This window comes from Enterocloster sp. OA13, assembly GCF_022440595.1.
GTDB lineage: Bacteria > Bacillota > Clostridia > Lachnospirales > Lachnospiraceae > Enterocloster > Enterocloster hominis.
Genome location: NZ_JAKNTF010000001.1, coordinates 203,090 through 224,093 on the forward strand (window position 1 = coordinate 203,090; position 21,004 = coordinate 224,093).

Genomic DNA, 21,004 nt, shown 5'->3' on the forward strand with positions numbered 1-21,004 from the left:
TTTTCTCCTAGACTTTTTAAAATCTATACTTGCTTAAGCTTTATATGATAATAGTTCATATGTACTCATTTCTTGATTTTTTCTATAATTCCTGTTGTCGATTTACCTTCAACAAAAGGTATAAGAACGAGTTTTCCATTTCTCGCTTTAACCTCATCGGTTCCAACAACATATTCATTGCTGTAATCCCCGCCCTTCACAAGTACATCTGGTTGAATTTTCTTTATAAGCTCTAAAGGTGTATCCTCTTCAAATATAACAATATAATCAACAAATCCCAAAGCCGCTAGCAATTCTGCACGTTCAGCTTCCTCATTTACTGGTCGATTATTACCTTTTAGCCTTTTCACTGAAGCATCGCTATTTAAACCTATGACTAGAATTTCTCCCAGCTTTGCTGCTTCCTGCAGATATCTGACATGTCCAATATGCAGTATATCAAAGCAACCATTTGTAAACACGATTTTTTTATCATTGTGTGTTTTTCTAAATTCCTCAACAGTTCTTCCCTTTATTATCTTGTGCATTACTCCGCTGGCCTCGCCTGTGAGTATCTCTCTTATTTCCTTCCAATAAACTGAGGATGTTCCAACCTTGGACACTTGGATTCCGCCGGCAATATTCGAGATATTTACACATTCTCTAATTGGGAATCCATTAACCATACATGCTGCAAGATATGCAATTGTGGTATCTCCTGCCCCAGTAACATCAAACACTTCTTTACTTATAGATTCTATGGAATAAGGTGCCCCATCACCTATTAGTACCATTCCTCTAGCTCCGCAGGTAGTAAGAACGTATTTACTGTCACAAAGATTCCGTAGATATTGAGAAGCTTCAATAATTTCTTGATTACTTGCCGTTGTCCGTCTGGTAAGTGCCTTTAACTCTTTAAGGTTAGGTTTAATGAGATATGCCCCCTTATATTTTTCAACGTTTGAGTCTTTTACATCAATAATAACAGGTATCTTTTCCTTTCGAGCTTTTTGTAAAATCCCCTGTGTAAAATCATATGTTAACAGCCCTTTCATATAATCCGAGAGAATAATTAAATCATACTCACTCACCTTTTTTTCAAAAAGCAATAATAATTTTTCACATTCAGAATTACTCAATAATTCTGTATCTTCGACATCTAACCTTAAAACCTGTTGGTTATTTCCCGCCAGAAATCTGACCTTTTCAGTTGTATGTCTGTTTGCCACTATAAGCAAATCTGTATTGATTCCCTGTTCCTTAAAAATACTTTTAAGTTTCTCTCCATTCTTATCTAACCCGATTAGAGACATTATTGAAACATTTTGTTCAGCAGCTACAAGATTTGCCGCAACATTAGCGGCACCACCAGGAACACTATGCTCCAATTTTTTACGGAAAACAGGAACAGGAGCTTCCGGTGAGATCCTCTTTATTTCTCCTTTAAAGTAAGTATCTATCATGACATCGCCAATAACAAGAATATTTTTATTATCAATTTGATTTAACAGGCTCATCAAAACACCTCCATATTTTATATCGTATGTACTGTTGCTTAATCCAGTACTTTATTTTTTTGATAACTTAACGTTTCTATATCTAGAACCTTATCTATTTCTTTCAATACATCTTCAAGCTTAATTGCATCAACGCAGATAGAACACCTATTTTTAATAATTCTTTTCATGCATTCAGAATTGCCGGAACCTATGTAATAGCCAGTTATACAGCATCTCTCACAACTCATATTCTTTAAAACAAAAATAGGAAGTTTATCTCCACTATTTATCTCGTCTACCATGTATGGAAATACTTGATACTTAGCATGGACACCAACAATACATATTGCTGGAACTCTTGCCGCGACAGCCATATGTATTGTCGCGCTGTCATTAGAAAGAACTAAATCAGCATGCTGAACAATTGCTGACCAGTCCGAAAAGCTACTTTTTCCTATGTGACTGACCACCGCTTCAGGGTGATTTACTTTAGACAAAATTAGAAACTCAAACTTCTCTTCATTAGTTCCACCACACAAATGTGACCTTAGACCATATTTCTCAAATATATGGTCTATAGCAGCTGAAAACCTATCCGCCGGCCAACACTTGGCCATCATGGAAGACCCCGGACAAACAACACAATAATGTTTATCGTTGATTATCTTATCTTTTGGAAGTAACATCGGTAAACGTGCCTTGTATTCTGTATCGCCAAGATAGTGCATTAATAATCTATGCATTTGAAGTATCATATCTGTTTTTTCTGGCCTGACTCTTTCAGTGTAGGCAATCTTTGTAAAAACAGCCATAATAAAAGGCTTCTTAACATCCATATTCCTAGTTAGACCAATCTTTCTATTCGCATCACTTGCAGCAGAAAACACTTCTGCGGACAGGCTCGTACCAGGCACAATTAGTATGTCGGCTTCCCCTCTATACTTCTTTACTATTTTTTGATAATATCTATAGTCCTCTAAAAACAACTTAAAATCTACAGATTCATAGATAATGTTCTCTGGTAAGGGAAGAGTCTCCTTCATAAAAGAGAAAACTTGTGGTCTGACAAGCATCTTAACTGTATAGCCCTCACATTCGGGATAAATTTTAGTATACCGCTGTAAAGAAGGCTGCAAAATTATTGAATCACCCAAAATCTGTTGGAATACTATAAGTATCGTTTTTGTCGAATGACTTTTATTGCTCTTTTTAACTCCTTTAAAAAATGCATCCAAAGCAATCATCGCTCTGTTCAGTTGCAATTTAATGTCCATTATCTGTACCTATCCTCACTTTTCATATATAATTAGAATTCTAATTTTTAAATGTATATTCATTGTAATCGCGTTTTCCTAGAAGGTTTACGACTACCGAATATATAGAATATTAAGGCAGAAATATGAGTGCCATATTTTATGTAGTGAGAGGGCATATTTTCTTTCAGTAAACCAAATTTTTTATCCCACAATCTATAATAAGTTCTTCTTGTTCCAATGCTTGTAATACCATAGTTGCTGTGTTGTCCCACCTTAAGAAATATCTTTTCCAGATTTATGGCATCTTTCTTTTAACATTAGCAAAAGAATAAGGAACTATATTAGCACGATTCAAACAGTGAAGGAGTTTTTTACATTTCCATTTCATTTATACTAAACTGCCTAAGCTACGTAATTCTTTTAGTTTTTTAAATCAGAGCCCTTATTACTGTTCTCATCAAATTATCTACGTATTTTTACTAATACAGGAATGTCCTTGAGTATAACTTTTTCAGTTATACTTGTGCCTGTCGGAACAGGAAAGTTAAATCATCACAAAAACAAAATCCATTCCATCATTCCCAGCAACCGATACACCTATCAACTCAATATATCCAAACAAGAATGAACTTTGGCGATTTTACCACATATACTGATAATAATTAAAATTATTTAAAATCCTTTGAATATGTTTTGCTATCTACTTCAGTAGAGTTTGTTTCCTAAATTAGTTTGTTTTTCTGATGCATCATTTTTTGTATACCAGTTCCTGTTATTCGATTATGTAAAATTGTAATTGCTATATTAATTTATTTCACCATTCAATAATCAATCTGTAAGTGGAATGATATAGTAAATGTATTGCAGAGTGTTCTTGATTTTTGTTTTAAGACTCATAGCGTCTTAATGATAGTCAATAGCTATTATAGAACTTCTTATATTTCTGTTTCATTACTTCTGTGTTATAAATGTTTATTACATCCTGATATGCCCTCTCTGGTAATTCGGTCGGGAATTCCTTCATCGCAGCCTTTATTCTCTTTGCATAATCCTCTGCCTTTTCACAAACATACCCATTTACGCTGTCCTGTATTACGCTTTTATTTCCCATAACATTGCTGACAAGAATCAGCTTTTTGATATACATGTTCTCAATAAGGCTCATAGCGATTGCTTCCCCCAAAGAACAGAGAATAAATGCATCTGCGCTTTTCGCCATTGCCAAAGCCTCTTTCCGAGGCTTCCAACCAGTAATTTCTATATTTGGAGCTGTGAGCTGATATTCCAACTCTCCATTTCCTATCCAAACAAACCTGGCTTCCGGTACAAGTTCTGCAATCCTATTGAAAAGCTGTGGTTGTTTCTGGACACAGGCACGACCAAGGGTAAAAACCGTGAACTTGTCATTTTTAAAAGAATCAATGTTATCGAGGGAAGTAGAAAGCTCTACCAAGTTCACACCGGTTTCTATGTATGCTGTCCTCTTGGAAAGCCCTTTTGCAACCCTGTCTTCACTTTCGCAACAAGTCAAAGTAACAGCATTTGAAAACTTACCAAGTATAGTTTCTATTAGGGCATACATCTTGCACTTAACTCCACTACCCATCAGAATATGTGCATAGCCATGTGGGGTGTAGACAACTGTGTTATTCTTTCCCTTAAAAGCCAGCCGACCAAATCCGCCAGCCACAGATGAGTGCAGATGGATTACATTTGGTTTCACGGTTCTCTCTATTGTCCTCAGTTCATTAATTACTTTGATATCATTTAATATGTTAATCATTCCCTTTGATTTAAAACTTTTGATTTCAAACGTATGAACTCTATTATCCAAGAATTCCCTATAATTCGTTGGTGTCTGAGGGCGAATTGCATAAGCAAGATAGACCTCGAAATCATTACACATATCATTGCAAAGCTGGGAGACATAGGTGAAAACACCACCACCAAAAGCTTCACATACCATTAAAATCCTCTTCATATATTCATCCTCTTACAAAATCTTATCAAAAACCTTCAATGATGCTGAAATCACCTGATTTTTGCTGTAATATTTATAGTCATCTAGCAGACCTACCATCTAACGTACTTCTGATGTACTTATACTGGATTTTTCTGCTTTTTTCATCATCAACGAGGTAATGTGGTTCAGCTTCCGATTTCTATTCAGAAATATATCCGTGAGAAGTCCTTGTCCACGCTACATCATTTTTATCTACACCTTTTTTCAAACGTTTAGCCCCCTAGCGGGCAACATCTATATCGAACAACTGCTTTGGTAAGCAGAAGTGCAATTTCCAATTTAGAAGTGGTCATTTACTTTTCAATCTATAGCTTTTAATTAGGGAGAAAGCTATTGGATTTATAATGCAATCTACTTAAAATTTTAACAGACCTCCTAAAATTCATACTGCCTATATTCAAATCATTAAGTAAAATATCTCGCTACATTATGTGTTGCTTACGCAAACAATTACTTATAGATTTGAATAGACCTATCCAACATGCTATATGCAGGGCAGATTAAAAACAGTTACTTTAAATTTAGGACAGACATTATATGGAATATCATAATAATTGTTATTATTTGCACCAAAACAAAAAAATCCCCACCCCCAGCAGCCAATACCACCACCAAAGGATAGGGATAAATTAAAACTATCTATTTCAATTCTCCGCCATCAAATAAAAAATTACGTGCATTATACCGTTCAAGCACCTGCCGTCTGCGGTCAATGGACACTTCTGTATAAATTTGTGTAGTCACGATACTTGCATGTCCGAGTAGTTCCTGTACGTCCCGAATTGAAGCTCCATTATTGAGAAGTTGGGTTGCAAAGCTATGTCTTAAATAGTGTGGGGTAGAGCTTGGGTTGATGGAAGATAAGTCCCTGTATTTATGAAAGAGATTTTCTATACCGTAGATTGATAATCTGTCACCATATCTATTCAGGAATATTGCATCAGTTACCGGGTGGAGTTCATTACGTATATTCAGCCAGTTATTTAATTTTTTTATCACTTCCGGGGATGAGATGTAAAGTAAGCGTTCTTTACGGCCTTTGCCGTGTATGAGCAGGGTTCTGTCTTCTGAATCATAATGTGCTAAATTAAGTGCGCTAATCTCGCCAATACGCAGCCCAAGGCAGAAGAGTAGTTCTATTACCACGCTATTCCGTATATTTAGGATTTTGTGAAAGGAAGACCGTGACCGACATACCTGTGCATCTGCCACTGAAATAAGTTTTCGGATTTCAGCTGTTGTAAGGGTACGGGGAAGGTTTTTAGGGAGCTGGAATTTCCTGGTTGAAAAACGGAAAAAGCGTTCTGTTGAAAGGCCTTCCTGATTTATATAATGAAAAAATTGACGGATAGATATATATTTTCTCTGGATGGAACTAGCCTTTTGCTTTAAAGTGGACTGCAAATAATGAAAATAACTTAATATGGTATTCTGGTCTAATGTTTCAACCTGTGAATTCCGGCACCAGCACATAAAACAATGCAAATCACTGTTGTAGGCATTGAGCGTTCTGTTTGATAGATTACGTTCCACAGATAGCAATTGTAGGAAAAGCGTGGTTTGTTGTGATAACTGTTCATAAGAATACTTCATAGATATAATACCTCCTAGTTTTTAATGACGCAGATTACAATACACGATTGCACTGCAGGTTAATGGGTTTTGCATACACTATGTATGAGTTTAATCCATATTTTAACTGAAAAATGATATCACTTCTATAAGTTGAAGATATATGGGGTTTATTTATCGGAATATGTTTTGTAGGTATTCGATTTCTGTTTTGATTCACAAAGTAGTAAGTATCATGGTTAATTCATAAAAAGTTATGCTTCATGTATCACTGTGTTTGATATGGTTTTACATACATTGTATACTGACATCATTAAACCTAGTGGATATTTCTATGGTAATGAAGATGTTACTAATTCTGATCCAGCTATGCTAATAGTTGTGCTCAGAGTTGATTTTTTGGGTGGGGGTGTGATTTATGAGATATGAGCGAAAGATAAATTAGGAATAAGTAAGAAATGAATGAGAAAATAATAGGGTATGGATGGGCCATAAATCGGACATGACCAGGTATAATAATCAGGCATAAGCGGGGATATAAGTCAGGCATCAACAGGGAATAGGTCAGGCATCAATCAGGACATAAGACATGCGCGAGAGGGACATGAGAAAGGCATAGAACAGGGCATAAGTCAAGAATGGGAGAGGCATAAATCAGGGATAAGCGGTGCATAGGTCAAGTATGAATTGATTATAAATCAAGCATGAATGGGGCATATGAATGAGACATGGAAGGACCATAAGTAACGCATGGGGAGAACATAAATAAACGAACCATCAAAAGGTACCAAAGATTTTCTGATAAATTAGTTTTGATGATTAAGCTGGTAGGATATTACGAAGTAAAGAATATTCCTAAATATGCTAACACCAATGGGCCTCATAAAAGCATCACCACCCATATCCATAAAGATAATCAAAAAGATTTGTCTAGTAAAAGCCAGCCCCATCAAAGCGACTGGCCCTTTCTCCCCACCCCACGTTTCAACCCACCCCGCATAATCTCCGTTTTACAATTCAATATCCCGCCCGCCACAGCAATCCCGGATTTTTTCAAAAAATCCAGGGATTCCTCCACAGCGCTGCGTAGCACACAATCCTGGCGTACGACCAGAAGCACGCCGTCCATAAGACCGCGCATATGCTGTACATCAGAGAGGGTACCGACCGGAGGGGTATCGATGATGATATAGTTATATGTATCCTTCATGGCACGGATGGCCGGGAAGACCTGGTTATCCGCATGGAAAATGTTCTCCTGTGCGAAACCCTGTATGGTATAAATCCCATTGTACATCCGTTCCACCTGCTGCCTTAAGTTTTCACCTGTCCGTGGCTCGGTGCGTTTGTCACCGTCTTTGGGTTTGTGTTTTCTGGCCAGCTGGTAAAGCACACCTTTTTTGAAGTCGAAATCCAGAAGCAGCACCTTACATCCAAGTTCGGTCAGACGCAGGGCCAGATTATAGGCAACGGTTGATTTGCCTTCTCCCGGGACACTGGAGGTAACGGCAATTACCTGCTGGTTTTCCTTTTCAGCGAGATAGCAGAATACTGCTGCCAGCCGCCCGTAAGCTACCTGATATTCCTGCGGCAGGTCTTTGTTGTCAAGATATCCATCGGCTGTTTCCTTTTTTGAGTCTATGTAAGGAATTTCTCCGATTATATCAAGGCCCAGGGCCTCCAGGGAACTGTTGTTGCGTATTTTAGGGACGAACAGGTAGTAGACAGTGCCCAGCACACAGCCAAGAAGCAGTCCGGCTGCGATTCCGATTGCTACATTACGGAAAGAGGCGGATGAGACACCTGTGGCCTGTCCCGGTGTGTCGATGACGCTGACAGAGCCGATATCCATTACTTCCAGCATGACATCCGGAAGAACCTCCATCAGCCGGTTCAGTAAGTCCACCGCCTCATGTGGATTTTCCCAGTGCAGGGTAAGCCACATAAAGGCTGTGTCCTCCTCTATGGTCACGTTAATGCCTGATTTTAACTGTTCCAGGGAAATGTCCCTATATGCATCCGTATCCAGGACTAATCCCAGCACGCGGTTGCTGGTTGCCAAAAGCTGTACGGTTTTTACAAGGTTCCTGGCAAGCTGTATATCCTCATTCTTGGGGATAGGGGTTCCGTTTTGGTAGACATCATTGGTATTCCGGGCATTTACAATCATGGAGGCCCTGGTTTCGTAAGTAGTCCCTCTATCCAGGGACAGGGCAGTGCCGGCCAGGGCGCCCAGAACCATAAGGAATAAGACAATCCAGCGAAGGTCCCAGATTGAATGGAGAAGGTCGGGAATGTAGATTTCTATTTCATCATTAGTATCCGGCATCGAGGTACCTCGCACTCTGTCATTTGTATGGGAAAATAAATCCCCCTCCCATCATTTTACCAAAAACCGCGGAAACATCAAGTTTATTGTATGTTTTAATCACGGACATTTAATCATAAGTATTTTATCACGAACATTAAATTACGGGCATTTAATCACGGGTATTAATACCGAACCGTAGGTTTTAATTCCGAACATTCTTGACATATCCGGGACCAGGAACTATAGTAGGTAAAAGGCATTGGTCCGCCGTGGTATGGGCGGGGAACCGCAGTGTGGACGGATGCATTTTCATTATATATTTTTCGTTAGGAGTTAATATTGAACTTTTTATCCCAACAGACTTGGAAGTACATTTTGATAGATATTTTAGTAGAACTAAAGTATTTGCCGGTTGCCCTTGCAGCAAGTATTTTAATAGGCAGTATCCTGATGGTTTGTTCACGGAACAGGAAAAGGGCCTTTTTAAGCATTCTCTGTATCATCTATTTTATCATGATATTCATCATAACCATATTTGAGCGTGAACCGGGATCCAGGACGGGAATCAGCCTTACCCTGTTTGAGACGCTGGGGGGACCCCGTGCCAATGCCTATGTTATTGAGAATATCCTTCTGTTCATCCCTTTTGGTTTTTTTGTCCCCAAGATGTGGAAATGTTTGAGACGTCTGTCAGTCTGTGTATTTGCGGGTTTTTGTTTCAGCCTTGCCATAGAGGTAACCCAGCTTCTGACCCAACGCGGGCATTTTCAGGTGGACGATATCCTGATGAATACCATCGGTGCGGGGATTGGGGCCGTGATTGGTTTAATCCGGTTCCGAAAGCCCAATTAATGTTGACAACATTTGGAATCTTGTTATAATTATATACTTAGGAAACGAACTATTGGCGTTAAACCTATGCCAATATAGATAATATTAACCAGCAAAAAGAGGAACCACCATGGAGACAGGCAAACTAATCAATAAAATATCCATCCGCCTCAGGCGCCGTTCGGACAAAACAGGCAGGCTCCTGGGCATTACAGAGGCCCAGGGCCGCATTCTGGAGTTTATCCTGGTAGAGAGCAATGACAGGCAATTGTTTCAGAAAGACATTGAAAAGGAATTTGGCCTGCGCCCGTCTACGGCCACGGAGCTGTTAAAGACACTGGAAGAGCAGAAGATGATTCAAAGGGTCTGCAGTGACTGCGATGGCAGATATAAGGTCATCCAGTTTACGGAGGCTGCTGAACACATACGGCTGGAACTTCAGCGCCAGATTCAGCAGACAGAGGCGCTGCTTATGAAGGGGATAACCCATGATGAATTGGATGTTTTTATGCGGGTTGGGGAAAGGATGCTGGAAAACCTGGATGATTAATCATTGTTCTATCCAAACACCTGTCTGAGTAAATGGATGCGGCTATGTTTCAGGATTGGCAACAGTCTGGGTTATCCCTGATTGTCATAAAGATTATGAAGAGTATAATAAAGAAAGAGTGTAATAAAAAAAGAGTGTAATAAATAAAGAACGTAATAAAAATTGTAATAAGATTTGTAATAAACATTGTATTAAGGATACCAAAAAAATATATAGAATTCACACTACATACTACATAAAAGGAGTCCCTAACCATGTCCACCCAAAACCCCACTTCAAATCAACTGTCTGATGATTTCACCCAAGGCAATATCGTCACCAAATTAATCAGATTCATGATACCAATCCTGGGCGCCCTGATTCTCCAGGCAATGTACGGAGCCGTAGACCTTCTGGTAGTAGGCCGGTTTGGAACGGATGCAGGTATTTCAGCAGTTGCAACCGGAAGCAATATCATTAATCTTGTGACATTTGTCATAACAGCCCTTACAATGGGGGTTACCGTACTGATCAGCCGGTATCTGGGGGAAAGACGCGCCAGCCGTATTGGCAGTGTCATAGGCGGCAGTATCTGTTTTTTCGCTGTGTTTACAGGAGTGGTCATGGTTCTGCTGTTGGCCGGGGCTCCGGCATTTGCATCGTGGCTCAATGCACCTGAGGCTGCTTTTGATTTGACTGTCCAGTATGTAAGAATCTGCGGCGCGGGCATTATCTTTGTGATTGCGTATAATGTAATCAGCGGAATTTTCAGGGGCCTGGGGAATTCTAAGCTGCCTTTGATATTTGTATTGATTGCATGTCTTGTGAATATTGCAGGTGATTTATTGTTTGTAGCGGTTTTCCGTATGAACGTGGCAGGGGCTGCACTGGCTACCATATTAGCCCAGGCAATCAGCGTTATCCTTTCCCTGTTCATCATCAGAAGGCAGAACCTTCCTTTTACATTTTCAAGGAAGGACATGGGTTTTAACAGCGAAATTCCTGTTTTCCTGAAGCTGGGCATCCCGCTGGCGCTGCAGGAAATGCTTACGAATATTTCCTTCCTGATTCTGTGTGCCATTGTCAATGGAATCAGTCTGGAGGCTTCTTCCGGTTATGGGATTGCGCAGAAGGTTATTTCCTTTATCATGCTGATACCTTCTGCGCTTATGCAGTCCATGTCGGCATTTGTGGCTCAGAATGTGGGAGCGGGAAAGGAAGAGCGCGCAAGAAAGGCCATGCTTACGGGGATGGGGCTTGGCGCTGCTGTTGGGGTGTTTATTTTTGTGGTTGCATTTTTCAGAGGTGATATACCTGCCGCTGTGTTTACATCAAATGAGGCGTATATCGTCAGGGCGGCAGAGTACCTGAAGGGCTTCAGCTTCGAGGCAATCCTTACCTGCCTGGTATTCAGCTATATTGGATATTTTAATGGACATGGCATGTCGTTTCCGGTCATGCTTCAGGGGATTACGGCTTCATTCCTGGTCCGTGTACCTCTTTCCTATCTGTTCAGCATAAAGGAGGGGGCCAGCCTGTTTGATATCGGGTTGGCGGTTCCGGCAGCCTCTGTATATGGCATTGTATTTTTTTCTATATGTTATGTACGGTATAACCGAAAGACAGAGGGGAAATGCTGATGGACAGCTGGTGCACCAACAAGCCGGCCAGTCTGCCTTGGCCAGTCATCCGGCCTGTTCTGGCAAGCTGCGTTTTGTCTGTTCCGTCAGACAGACCAGTCCATCCTGGCAAAGTGCCCTATTCATTCTGGTAAGCCGTCCGTCCCATCTTAGCAGACTGTCCGACTCAGCCTGGCAGGCCGCCAAGACCGGCTGTATCCCGACCACCCGCATGGCTCTATTTATCCTTACTATGTCCCAGCTTCTTATGGCTTTCTTTATACTGGCGGAGATATTCCATTTGCTGTTCATCGTCCGCTTCACGGTCATATGGAGTTGTATTACAGGCGCAGCAGTATAAGGCAAACGCAATAAGAATAAGAAGCAGGATAATAATAATCAGCCAGGGCATATAACCTCCATCTCCGGAATATAGCTAGAAAGTAACTACCGTGAAAGCGATATAAGGCAATATAAATGCGGTAAAAAGCAATACGGATGTAGTAAAAAGCAATATAAATGCAATATAAAGTAACATAAAAATGGTGCCGGGAAAAATAAAAGCGCCTGCTATGTACAGTAAGTAAAAAACTAAGAACATTAAAATCTATAAATGATAAAAAAATAGGTAAACAAAATATAACAGACATCAAAAAAGGGTGAAAATATCAAAAAGGGTGCAAACATCAAAAAGGGTGCAAACATCAAAAAGTGCAAATATTAAAAAGGGTGCAAACATAAAAAAAGTGCAAATATTAAAAAGGGTGCAAACATCAAAAATGCTACAAATATTAAAAAGAGTGCAAACATCAAAAATGCTACAAATATCAAAAAGGGTGCCAGGCCGGCCGCAATCCGCTGCCCTGGTACCCTTACTATAATCTATCCACATTCCATAAAACTATGCATATCCCGATTGAATCATGCCCTTCCATTCATTTCCCATCACTTCTCATCACAAACCTGGAAAATATAGAACTTCAGATAATAACTCTCATCCGCCGCCCAAAGAATCGGATGGTCGCTGGCCTGGGTCCGGTATTCCACCTGACGCAGCCGTTTATGGACATTTCCCGCGGCTTCCCGGATGGTCTTTGTGAACAGCTCCGGATCCATGAAATGGGAACAGGAGCAGGTGGCCAGGTAGCCGCCGTCCTTTACCAGCTTCATGCCGCGAAGGTTGATTTCACGGTATCCCTTTACTGCGTTCTTGATGGAATTCCTGGACTTTGTAAATGCAGGGGGATCCAGGATTACCACATCAAATTTCTGTCCCTCCTGTTCCAGTCTTGGCAGCAGGTCGAACACATCCGCGCATTCAAAATGCACCCTGTCACCAATCCTGTTGAGCTGTGCGTTCTCACTGGCCTGATCCACGGCCAGCTGGGAAGCGTCCACTCCGAGCACTTCCTTAGAACCTGCCAGTCCGGCGTTCAGTGCAAAGGAACCCGTGTGGGTGAAGCAGTCCAGTACCTTGTCCGGCAGGATGCGCCTGCACAGGTTCTGCACAGCCAGGCGGTTATACTTCTGGTCCAGGAAGAAACCTGTCTTCTGACCGTCTTCCACATCCACTATGTAGCGGACGCCATTTTCCACAATCTCCACCTTGGTGTCAAATGGTTCACCGATAAATCCTTTGTACCGCTCCATGCCTTCCTGGAGGCGTACCTTGGCATCGCTTCTCTCATATACGCCGCGGATGGTTATGCCGTCCTCGGACAGCACTTTTTTGAGCATTTCCACAATTACGGGTTTCAGCCGGTCAATACCCAGTGCCAGTGATTCCACAACCAGCACATCCGAGAATTTGTCAATGACAATGCCGGGAAGGAAGTCGGCTTCGCCAAATATGATCCGGCAGCTGGATGTGTCCACGGTGGCCTTCCTGTATTCCCACGCATTCCTCACCCGCATTTCAAGAAAGGCGTCGTCTATGACCGCGCCCTTTTTTCTGGACAGCATGCGCACCGTCAGCTTGGAGTTGGTATTAATGAAACCCTGTCCAAGGAAGAAACCGTCAAAGTCTTCCACGGACACAAGCTCCCCATTCTGGAAATCCCCTGTAATGGTATCAATTTCATTGTCGTAAATCCATGCCCCGCCAGCCTTTAAGGTGCGTCCCTGGCCTTTTTTTATGCGGACCGTGGCTGTTATTGTATATAGATTCTTAGATTCCATGAAATACTCCTGTCATAAATGAATTTTACACGTTTACCATCATATCATAACATGGAAGAAAATTCATCCGGATTTTTCTGCTGAACTTGTTTTCCTAAAATGAACTTGCTTTGACAATTTTTCGTCTGAACTTGCCCTGACATTACTGCCTGGTATTACTGCCTGGTGTTACCGGGTGCTGAAAATGCTCCGGCATTACTGTCTGTCATCCTCCGGTACCCGTCTGATAGATATCCGTCAGGCATAAGGGTCAATCTCCAGGACCCCAATCCCCTGCGTGATGATCTGTTCCGTCAGCCTGGCCATCTGCATGGGCGTTTCCTTAAGCCCTGTCTGCAGCCAATACTGGACAATTCCCACGCAGCCGGACACGATAAAGGAAAAGAAGGCGTCAAATGCAGCCGCATTGCCGGAGCGGAAGACCTCCATCCAGTCCTTCAGGCATTTTTCTCGGATTAGCTGCTTCAGGCGGTTCACAAAGTTCAAATCGCCGTTTTCGCCCAGCAGGATTTCAATCAGGTCTGCATTTTCATATACCAGGGTGTAGATTTCATTGAAAATAACGGCTGGCCTCTGTTTTAAATCCACGGCATCGTGCTTTAATACCAGCTGGTTAAATTCATCCTGAAGCTCGGTTTCAGTCTTTTCCAGAAGGTCGAACACATCCTTATAATGAAGATAGAACGTACCCCGGTTCAGATCAGCCATGTCTGTCAGTTCCCGGACCGTAATTTCCTGGACCTTTTTTTCCTTTAATAATGAAATGAGACATTCCCGCAGCTGTTTTCTGGTTTTCCGGACCCTCCGGTCCATGGATTCTGTACTCATGATTTTATCCTCCTTTAGTGTACAGGGATAGGGAGCACTTGGCTCCCTGGAGTTTACATATTTTTAACAAATTTTTCCTGAACAAAAAATGAAATAGTGTTTATTAATGAGCAAAAACCTGAAAATTAATCATTGTATTTTTGCCATAACTTAGTATAATCCATTATAGTCAATTAATAAACAAATGTCAATTAATAAAATGGAAGTTGCTTATTGAAACAAAAGACGTATAATAGAATTATATAGATTAACACAGGATTTTCCAGATTCCAGCTTGCCTGGATTATGGTTTGAGGGGGGAAATGACAGGATGTACTACAAAAAATGTTATGGGAAATGCTTTTTGCTCCTGCTGTCAGCCGCAGTGTTCGGCATATATCCGGGATTGGGAGTGGTTTGTGCGGGGGCAGAGGAGAACATATCCGCAGCCCAACCCAACCTCCCCCATGCCATGGTTCCCGGATGGAACCAATCAGGGGAAGACTGGTACTGGATGGATTCCGGTAATACCTTACATAAAGGATGGCTGCAGACAGGCGGCCGTACCTACTACCTGGATGAAGACGGCGTCATGGTCCGCGGCTGGCGGGAAGTGGATGGGGAGTGGTACTATTTCCATGAGGATGGCGGCATGAACCTGGGTGAGCTGGTCCTGGACAACGGGGTCTATGGATTCTCCAGGAGCGGGGCCCTGGAATCCGCTCAGTGGGTGGAGAATTCAGGTGGAGGCGCTTATGATGCAGGCTGCTATGACGAGGAAACCCAGTCGCTTTTTGATGACCTGAATGAGGAGAAAAAGGAACGTTATTTTGATGAACATCCTGACCGGGAAGAGGAATACGACGGGGATATGCACCGGGTGTATGACCGCTACGCAGGCTTTAAGATGGATATGAACCTGAATAAGGCAGCGGCCCACCGGCTTCACTCAGCCATGGCAGGCGGTTATATGGATGATAAGATACCTGGTGAGGGAACGGTGAATGATTATCTGGCCACGGTTCCCTACCGTAAGAACGCAACGTGCCTGGAACTTTATATCAGGAACTGTAAGGACCGGGCAGAGGTATTTTCCAAGGTGATGGCAAAGACAGGGGACCGGTACGACGGGAAGGGTGACAGGAAATATGCCCTGGAGTATTACCGCAGCCTGGGCATGGCACACGCGGAAAAGGATGGGGCGCATTATTTCATGATAATACTGATGCGGTGATATAAGGAGCATGGAACATGGGACAGAAACTGTTTGACAGGATTAAGAACAGAATACACGGGGTTAAGGGACAGGAGGTAGCCGGAACAGTATCGCCGGCCGCCCGTCTGGCCGGTTTCATCATACATAAAAAGGGATGGATTGAAAGCGTATTTGTGGCGGGGTGTATTTTCTCCCTGATAGCCATGCTTTTTGTGAACGTGAACTATGATTTGACGGAGTATCTTCCGGAAACAGCCCAGTCCTGTATCGGCCTGGACCAGATGGAGGCGGAGTTCGGATATCCCGGCACGGCCAGGCTGATGATTAAGGACGTAAGCCTGTACGAGGCAAAGCAGTATAAGGATAAGCTGGAGGCCGTGGACGGCGTGGACCAGATCCTGTGGTGCGACAGCACGGTTAATATCTATGCGGGAGAGGATTTCATCAACCAGAAGGACATTGAGGATTACTACAAGGACGGCTGCGCTGTCATGGACATAACCTTTGACGAAGGGGATACGGCCAAGAAGACTTCACAGGCCATCGACGAGATGAAGGCCATCACCGGGGATAAGGGTTATTATGTGGGTATGGCGGTCCAGAACAAGTCCCTGACGGAAAATGTGGAAAGCGAGATGAACCTGATTCTTACCGTGTCGGTCATCATGATCTTTGCTGTGCTGTGCCTTACCACCACGGCCTGGTCAGAGCCTTTCCTGTTCCTTTTGGTCATGGGCGTGGCTATCCTGCTCAACAGGGGAACCAATATTTTCATAGGCACTGTTTCGTTCCTGACCAACAACGTGGCAATGGTGCTGCAGCTGGCAACGTCCATGGACTATTCCATATTCCTGCTGGATGCATTTTCCAGGGAAAGGCAGAAAGGGCTGCCGGAAGAAACAGCCATGGTCAATGCCATCGAGGCTGCCATCAATTCGATTTTTGCCAGCAGCCTGACAACCGTGGTGGGCTTCCTGGCCCTGGTGTCCATGAAGTTTACCATCGGGTTCGACATGGGCCTGGTGCTGGCAAAGGGAATCATTTTCAGCCTGATTACCGTGGTATTCTTCATGCCGGCCATGATCCTCAAGTTCACGAAGTGGAATGACAGGACCAGGCACCGCCTCTTCCTTCCAAGCTTCCGGAAGTTCAGCGAATGGGTGTACCGGGTGCGGTATGCTTCCCTTATCATCATGATCCTCCTTACGCCCCCGGCGTACGTGGCCCAGGGAATGAATGATTTCCTGTATGGCAACAGCGCGGTTGGCGCCAGCGAAGGAACCCAGGTGTATGCGGATGACCAGGAGATATCCCGGATGTTTGGCCGGAGCAACATGCTCCTGGCTTTGTACCCCAACACATCACCGGTACTGGAAAAGGAAATGTCCGATGAAATCGAGGATCTGCCCTATGTGAAGAGTGTGATGTCCATGGCCAACACACTTCCCCAGGGAATACCGGAGGAATTCCTGCCCTATTCCATTACAAGCGAACTCCATACCGGCAGTTCGTGCAGGATGCTGGTGTATATAAGGACAAAAACAGAAAGCGACCAGGCTTTCAGGTGTACCCAGGAAATTGAGGATATCATAAAGCGTTATTATCCGGAGGATTCCTATCTGGTGGGTGAGACACCATCCACCCAGGATATCAAGACCACCATTACCTCGGATAATTCAAGGGTAAATATGCTGTCACTGTTAGGCGTGTTCCTGGTTGTGATGTTCAGCTTCCGTTCATTTATCATACCTGTGATTGTCATGGTGCCCATTGAGGTGGCGATTTTCCTGAATATGGCGATGCCGTATCTGCAGGGGGACACCATGGTGTTCATGGGATATATCATAGTCAGCAGCATACAGCTAGGAGCCACGGTGGATTATTCCATCCTGCTGACCAACAATTATGTGTCTGCCCGTAAGAACCTTCCTAAGAAGGAGGCGTGTATTGAAGCCCTGATGCTGTCCTGCCCGTCCATATTCACATCGGGCACCATCATCATCCTGGCCGGATATATCATTCATTTTATATCCACCACGGCTGCAATCGGGGATTTGGGGCATTTAATCGGAAGGGGCGGTCTGTTCAGCGTAATCCTGGTGCTGACCGTGCTGCCTGCCCTGTTAGTGCTCTTTGACCGTATCATCACCAGCAATGAATGGGACCGTCTGCAAAAATATCTGAAGAGACGGCATGAGAAGCGCAAGGCCCTGTTAAAGGCCGGATTGGGAACCATTGTCAATAAGGTGTCCATGGGAAACAGAAATAAGAACATACCAGCGGAGGTGGATAGTGATGAGGTATAAATATAAAAGAATCATGACAGCCGGCCTGGCCGCGGTCATGCTTTGCACCAATGCAGGCGGAGCCGTGCCGGTATATGGCGCAGAGGCGGCTGTGGATGTGGATGAGACCATGTATATCAACCTGGATTATTACGGAAGGCCTGACAAGATAAATGTGGTCAAGGGCTTGAGCCTTAACGGCAGGACGGAATTTACGGACTACGGTACCTATCTGGACGTTACCAATATGTCCAACCAGGCAACCCCGGATTTGGGGGAGGGAACCGTTACCTGGAACTTTCCGCAGGCCCAGAAGGAGCGTTTTTATTACAAATGCGCCATTGATAAAAGCCAGATAACCCTGCCCTGGGATTTTGATGTGTCCTATAAGCTTAACGGTGTCCCCACGGACGGTGATAAGCTGGCTGGGGCGTCCGGCCTGGTGGAGATTAACATCAAGGCAGAGCCTAATGACAATGCAAGGGAGTATTACCGCAACAACATGATGCTTATGGTAGCTGTGCCCGTGGACATGGGGAAATGCTACAGTGTGGAAGCAGAAGGTTCCCAGACCCAGAATCTTGGAGAGACAACAGCCGTTGTGTTCACGGCCCTTCCCGGTGAGGATGGGGACTACACGGTGCGCATCGGCACGGACAGCTTTGAGACCATCGGGGTCATCATGGCCATGATGCCGGGCACGGTGGAGGATTTGGAACATATCAAGGATTTAAAGGAAGCAAAGGATACATGGCAGGATGCAGGGGATGAGCTTTACGACAGCCTGGAGCAGATGGCCAAATCCGTGGAAGGCATGCGCCAGGGCGTGGGCCAGGTGCGCGGGAGCCTGGATTCAGCGGAGAGCGCAAGGCAGAAATGGAGCAGTTCCAAGGACAGTATCCTGGCGGGGAATGACCAGACACTGGCCTCCCTGACCTCTGTGTCACAGCAGCTGGAAACCATGATACCCCATCTTCAGACCGCCAAGGAGTCGGCAGAAGTAATCCATAAAAGCATGGGCGATATTGTGAATACCATGGGGGAAATGCAGGACCCCTTAAGGAAACTGCACACCAGGCTCAATAACATCAAGAGCAGTGCGGAAGGGATTTCCGGAAATATCCCGGAGCTTATGGAACTGATGCAGCAGCTTATTGCCCTGGACGCCCAGCTGCAGGCAAGTGAACAGGTTTATGTAACAGGAATTGCAACTGCCGGTTCGGGAATCAGCCTTCTGGATGAGGAAGAACTGGAAGAACAGGCAAGCCGCTCCCATAGGAACAACAGTGGGACCGGGAGCGGACAGACCGCCTCAGGCGGAACGGATGCCGCCGGAACGGACGGCGCCAAAGATGAGGGCAATAAAGGCGGCCAGGGTGCGGATGGAGCCGGGAACCCGGATGATAAGACTGGTAATGGGAACAGCCAGGGAAGTGGAGGAACCACGGATGGGAGCGCTGGCCAGGGTGGCGGAACCACGGATGGGAAAGACAGTCAGGGAAGTGGAACCACGGGAGGAAGTGCTGGCCAGGGAAGCGGGACTACCGATGGAAAAGGTAATCAGGGAAGCGGAACCACGGACGGTAACGCTGGCCAGGGAAGCGGGACTACCGATGGGAAAGGTGATCAGGGAAGCGGAACCACGGACGGTAACGCTGGCCAGGGAAGCGGGACTACCGATGGGAAAGGTGACCAGGGAAGCGGAACCACGGACGGTAACGCTGGTCAGGGAAGCGGGACTACCGATGGAAAAGATAACCAGGCAAGCGGAACTACGGACGGTAACGCTGGCCAGGGTGGCGGGACTACCGATGGAAAGAATAACCAGAGCGGCGGAACCACGGACGGTAAGGATAACCCAAGCAGTGGAACTACAGGCGGTAACGCTGGCCAGGCCAGCAGTTCTACCGATGGAAAAGATAACCAGGCAAGTGGAACCACGGATGCTAAAGACAATCAGGCTGGCGGAACCACGGTAGGAAAGTCCGGCCAGGCAAGTGGAAGCCGGAGCAATAGAAGCGCCAGCGCTAACGCCAATGCCAACGCCAGCACCAATGCCAGCAACAACGCCAATGCGGGCACCATCACAGTAACAGCGCTTTCCAGCACATCCAAATCAGGAAAAACCGCGGCCATTGAAAAACACAATGTACCCCTGGTAAGCGCCCCCGAGGTTCCGGTGGATATGCAGACGCTGATGGAACTGTTAGCTGGCAGGCAGTCCATGCTGACGGATATATCCAAAAAGAGCAGTGAGCTTTCCGGCCTTATGTCCAACCTCATGGATGATACTTCAGACTCTGCCAAATACAGTGCGGAAATCGTGGATAACCTGGATATCCTCATCGAGGACCTGACCGCGCTCCACGATTCCCTGGACGCCTATTATCCCGATTTACAGGACGCCCTGGACGATTCCAAGGAACTGGTGAGCCGGACAACACAAGCGCTTAACAACGGCATCAGCACCATGACCATTGTCCAGAACACCTTAAAGGACAGCAGCGATGACTTTGACGCGGCTGCGCGTGAGAGCCTGCGGGGCAGCATGGAGCTTTTAGACAAGAGCCTGAGCATATTTGACAGCACGACCGCCATGCGCCAGGCCGGACGCACCATGAAGGATACCATTGACAATGAACTGGACAAATTCGACACGGATAACCGGTTCCTGTTCATGGATCCATCCGCGGAACGGGTTTCATTTACTTCAGATAAGAACCGGCCGCCAAAGACGCTGCAGATAGTCCTGCGGACCGATGAAATCAGTGTGGATGACGACGAGGCCAAGACCGCGGACGCAGAGGTGGCAAAGGCAAAAGAAAGCCCGCTGCGCAGGATGTGGAACGTACTGGTACAGATGTGGAAGGCGATGGTAAGCATTTTCAAAAACAGGTAG

The 21,004-nt window shown here is 44.6% G+C and carries 13 protein-coding genes; 6 read left to right on the top strand and 7 right to left on the bottom strand.

Annotated elements, in window-relative coordinates:
- Nucleotides 1-65: 65 nt before the first annotated feature.
- The 5 genes from rfaE2 to MCJ35_RS00890 form a co-directional block, all read right to left on the bottom strand.
- Nucleotides 66-1,496 carry a D-glycero-beta-D-manno-heptose 1-phosphate adenylyltransferase gene (gene rfaE2 / locus MCJ35_RS00870; protein WP_034576481.1) on the bottom strand — a complete coding sequence of 477 codons (1,431 nt, stop codon included), beginning with the start codon at nucleotides 1,494-1,496 and terminating at the stop codon, nucleotides 66-68.
- Nucleotides 1,497-1,534: 38 nt separating this feature from the next.
- Nucleotides 1,535-2,752, bottom strand: coding sequence for a glycosyltransferase family 9 protein (locus tag MCJ35_RS00875; RefSeq protein WP_240299325.1), 1,218 nt, complete (start codon nucleotides 2,750-2,752; stop codon nucleotides 1,535-1,537).
- Nucleotides 2,753-3,647: 895 nt separating this feature from the next.
- Nucleotides 3,648-4,715 (bottom strand): glycosyltransferase, encoded by a 1,068-nt coding sequence (locus MCJ35_RS00880; protein ID WP_034576479.1) that lies wholly within the window; start codon nucleotides 4,713-4,715, stop codon nucleotides 3,648-3,650.
- 681 nt (nucleotides 4,716-5,396) lie between these two features.
- Nucleotides 5,397-6,350, bottom strand: a complete 954-nt coding sequence (locus MCJ35_RS00885) for a tyrosine-type recombinase/integrase (protein WP_025483412.1) — start codon at nucleotides 6,348-6,350, stop codon at nucleotides 5,397-5,399.
- 928 nt (nucleotides 6,351-7,278) lie between these two features.
- A complete protein-coding gene (locus MCJ35_RS00890; protein ID WP_025483410.1) occupies nucleotides 7,279-8,658 on the bottom strand; it encodes a tyrosine-protein kinase domain-containing protein in 1,380 nt (459 codons plus the stop codon).
- A gap of 432 nt (nucleotides 8,659-9,090) precedes the next feature.
- Between MCJ35_RS00890 and MCJ35_RS00895 the strand changes: the two genes are divergently transcribed.
- The 3 genes from MCJ35_RS00895 (at nucleotide 9,091) to MCJ35_RS00905 (ending at nucleotide 11,640) form a co-directional block, all read left to right on the top strand.
- Nucleotides 9,091-9,492: a VanZ family protein gene (locus MCJ35_RS00895; RefSeq protein ID WP_240299326.1), complete on the top strand. Its 402-nt coding sequence runs from the start codon at nucleotides 9,091-9,093 to the stop codon at nucleotides 9,490-9,492.
- A 109-nt stretch (nucleotides 9,493-9,601) separates the two neighbouring features.
- Nucleotides 9,602-10,021: a MarR family winged helix-turn-helix transcriptional regulator gene (locus MCJ35_RS00900; protein WP_227795266.1), complete on the top strand. Its 420-nt coding sequence runs from the start codon at nucleotides 9,602-9,604 to the stop codon at nucleotides 10,019-10,021.
- A 254-nt stretch (nucleotides 10,022-10,275) separates the two neighbouring features.
- Nucleotides 10,276-11,640 carry an MATE family efflux transporter gene (locus tag MCJ35_RS00905; protein WP_227795267.1) on the top strand — a complete coding sequence of 455 codons (1,365 nt, stop codon included), beginning with the start codon at nucleotides 10,276-10,278 and terminating at the stop codon, nucleotides 11,638-11,640.
- A gap of 924 nt (nucleotides 11,641-12,564) precedes the next feature.
- On the opposite strand, the gene MCJ35_RS00910 is transcribed toward MCJ35_RS00905, so the two are convergent.
- On the bottom strand, nucleotides 12,565-13,797 hold the full coding sequence (locus MCJ35_RS00910; protein WP_025483405.1) for a class I SAM-dependent rRNA methyltransferase: 1,233 nt from the start codon (nucleotides 13,795-13,797) through the stop codon (nucleotides 12,565-12,567).
- A 237-nt stretch (nucleotides 13,798-14,034) separates the two neighbouring features.
- A complete protein-coding gene (locus MCJ35_RS00915) occupies nucleotides 14,035-14,625 on the bottom strand; it encodes a TetR/AcrR family transcriptional regulator (RefSeq protein WP_025483404.1) in 591 nt (196 codons plus the stop codon).
- A 310-nt stretch (nucleotides 14,626-14,935) separates the two neighbouring features.
- On the opposite strand from MCJ35_RS00915, the gene MCJ35_RS00920 reads away from it, so the two are divergent.
- Genes MCJ35_RS00920 through MCJ35_RS00930 form a run of 3 tightly spaced genes read left to right on the top strand, consistent with a single transcriptional unit; the run spans nucleotide 14,936 to nucleotide 21,004 of the window.
- Entirely contained in the window at nucleotides 14,936-15,838 is a 903-nt protein-coding gene (locus MCJ35_RS00920; RefSeq protein WP_025483403.1) for a hypothetical protein, read from the top strand.
- A 17-nt stretch (nucleotides 15,839-15,855) separates the two neighbouring features.
- Entirely contained in the window at nucleotides 15,856-18,126 is a 2,271-nt protein-coding gene (locus MCJ35_RS00925; protein WP_025483402.1) for an efflux RND transporter permease subunit, read from the top strand.
- A complete protein-coding gene (locus tag MCJ35_RS00930; RefSeq protein ID WP_240299327.1) occupies nucleotides 18,116-21,004 on the top strand; it encodes a methyl-accepting chemotaxis protein in 2,889 nt (962 codons plus the stop codon). Before MCJ35_RS00925 ends, MCJ35_RS00930 begins: the two co-directional genes overlap by 11 nt.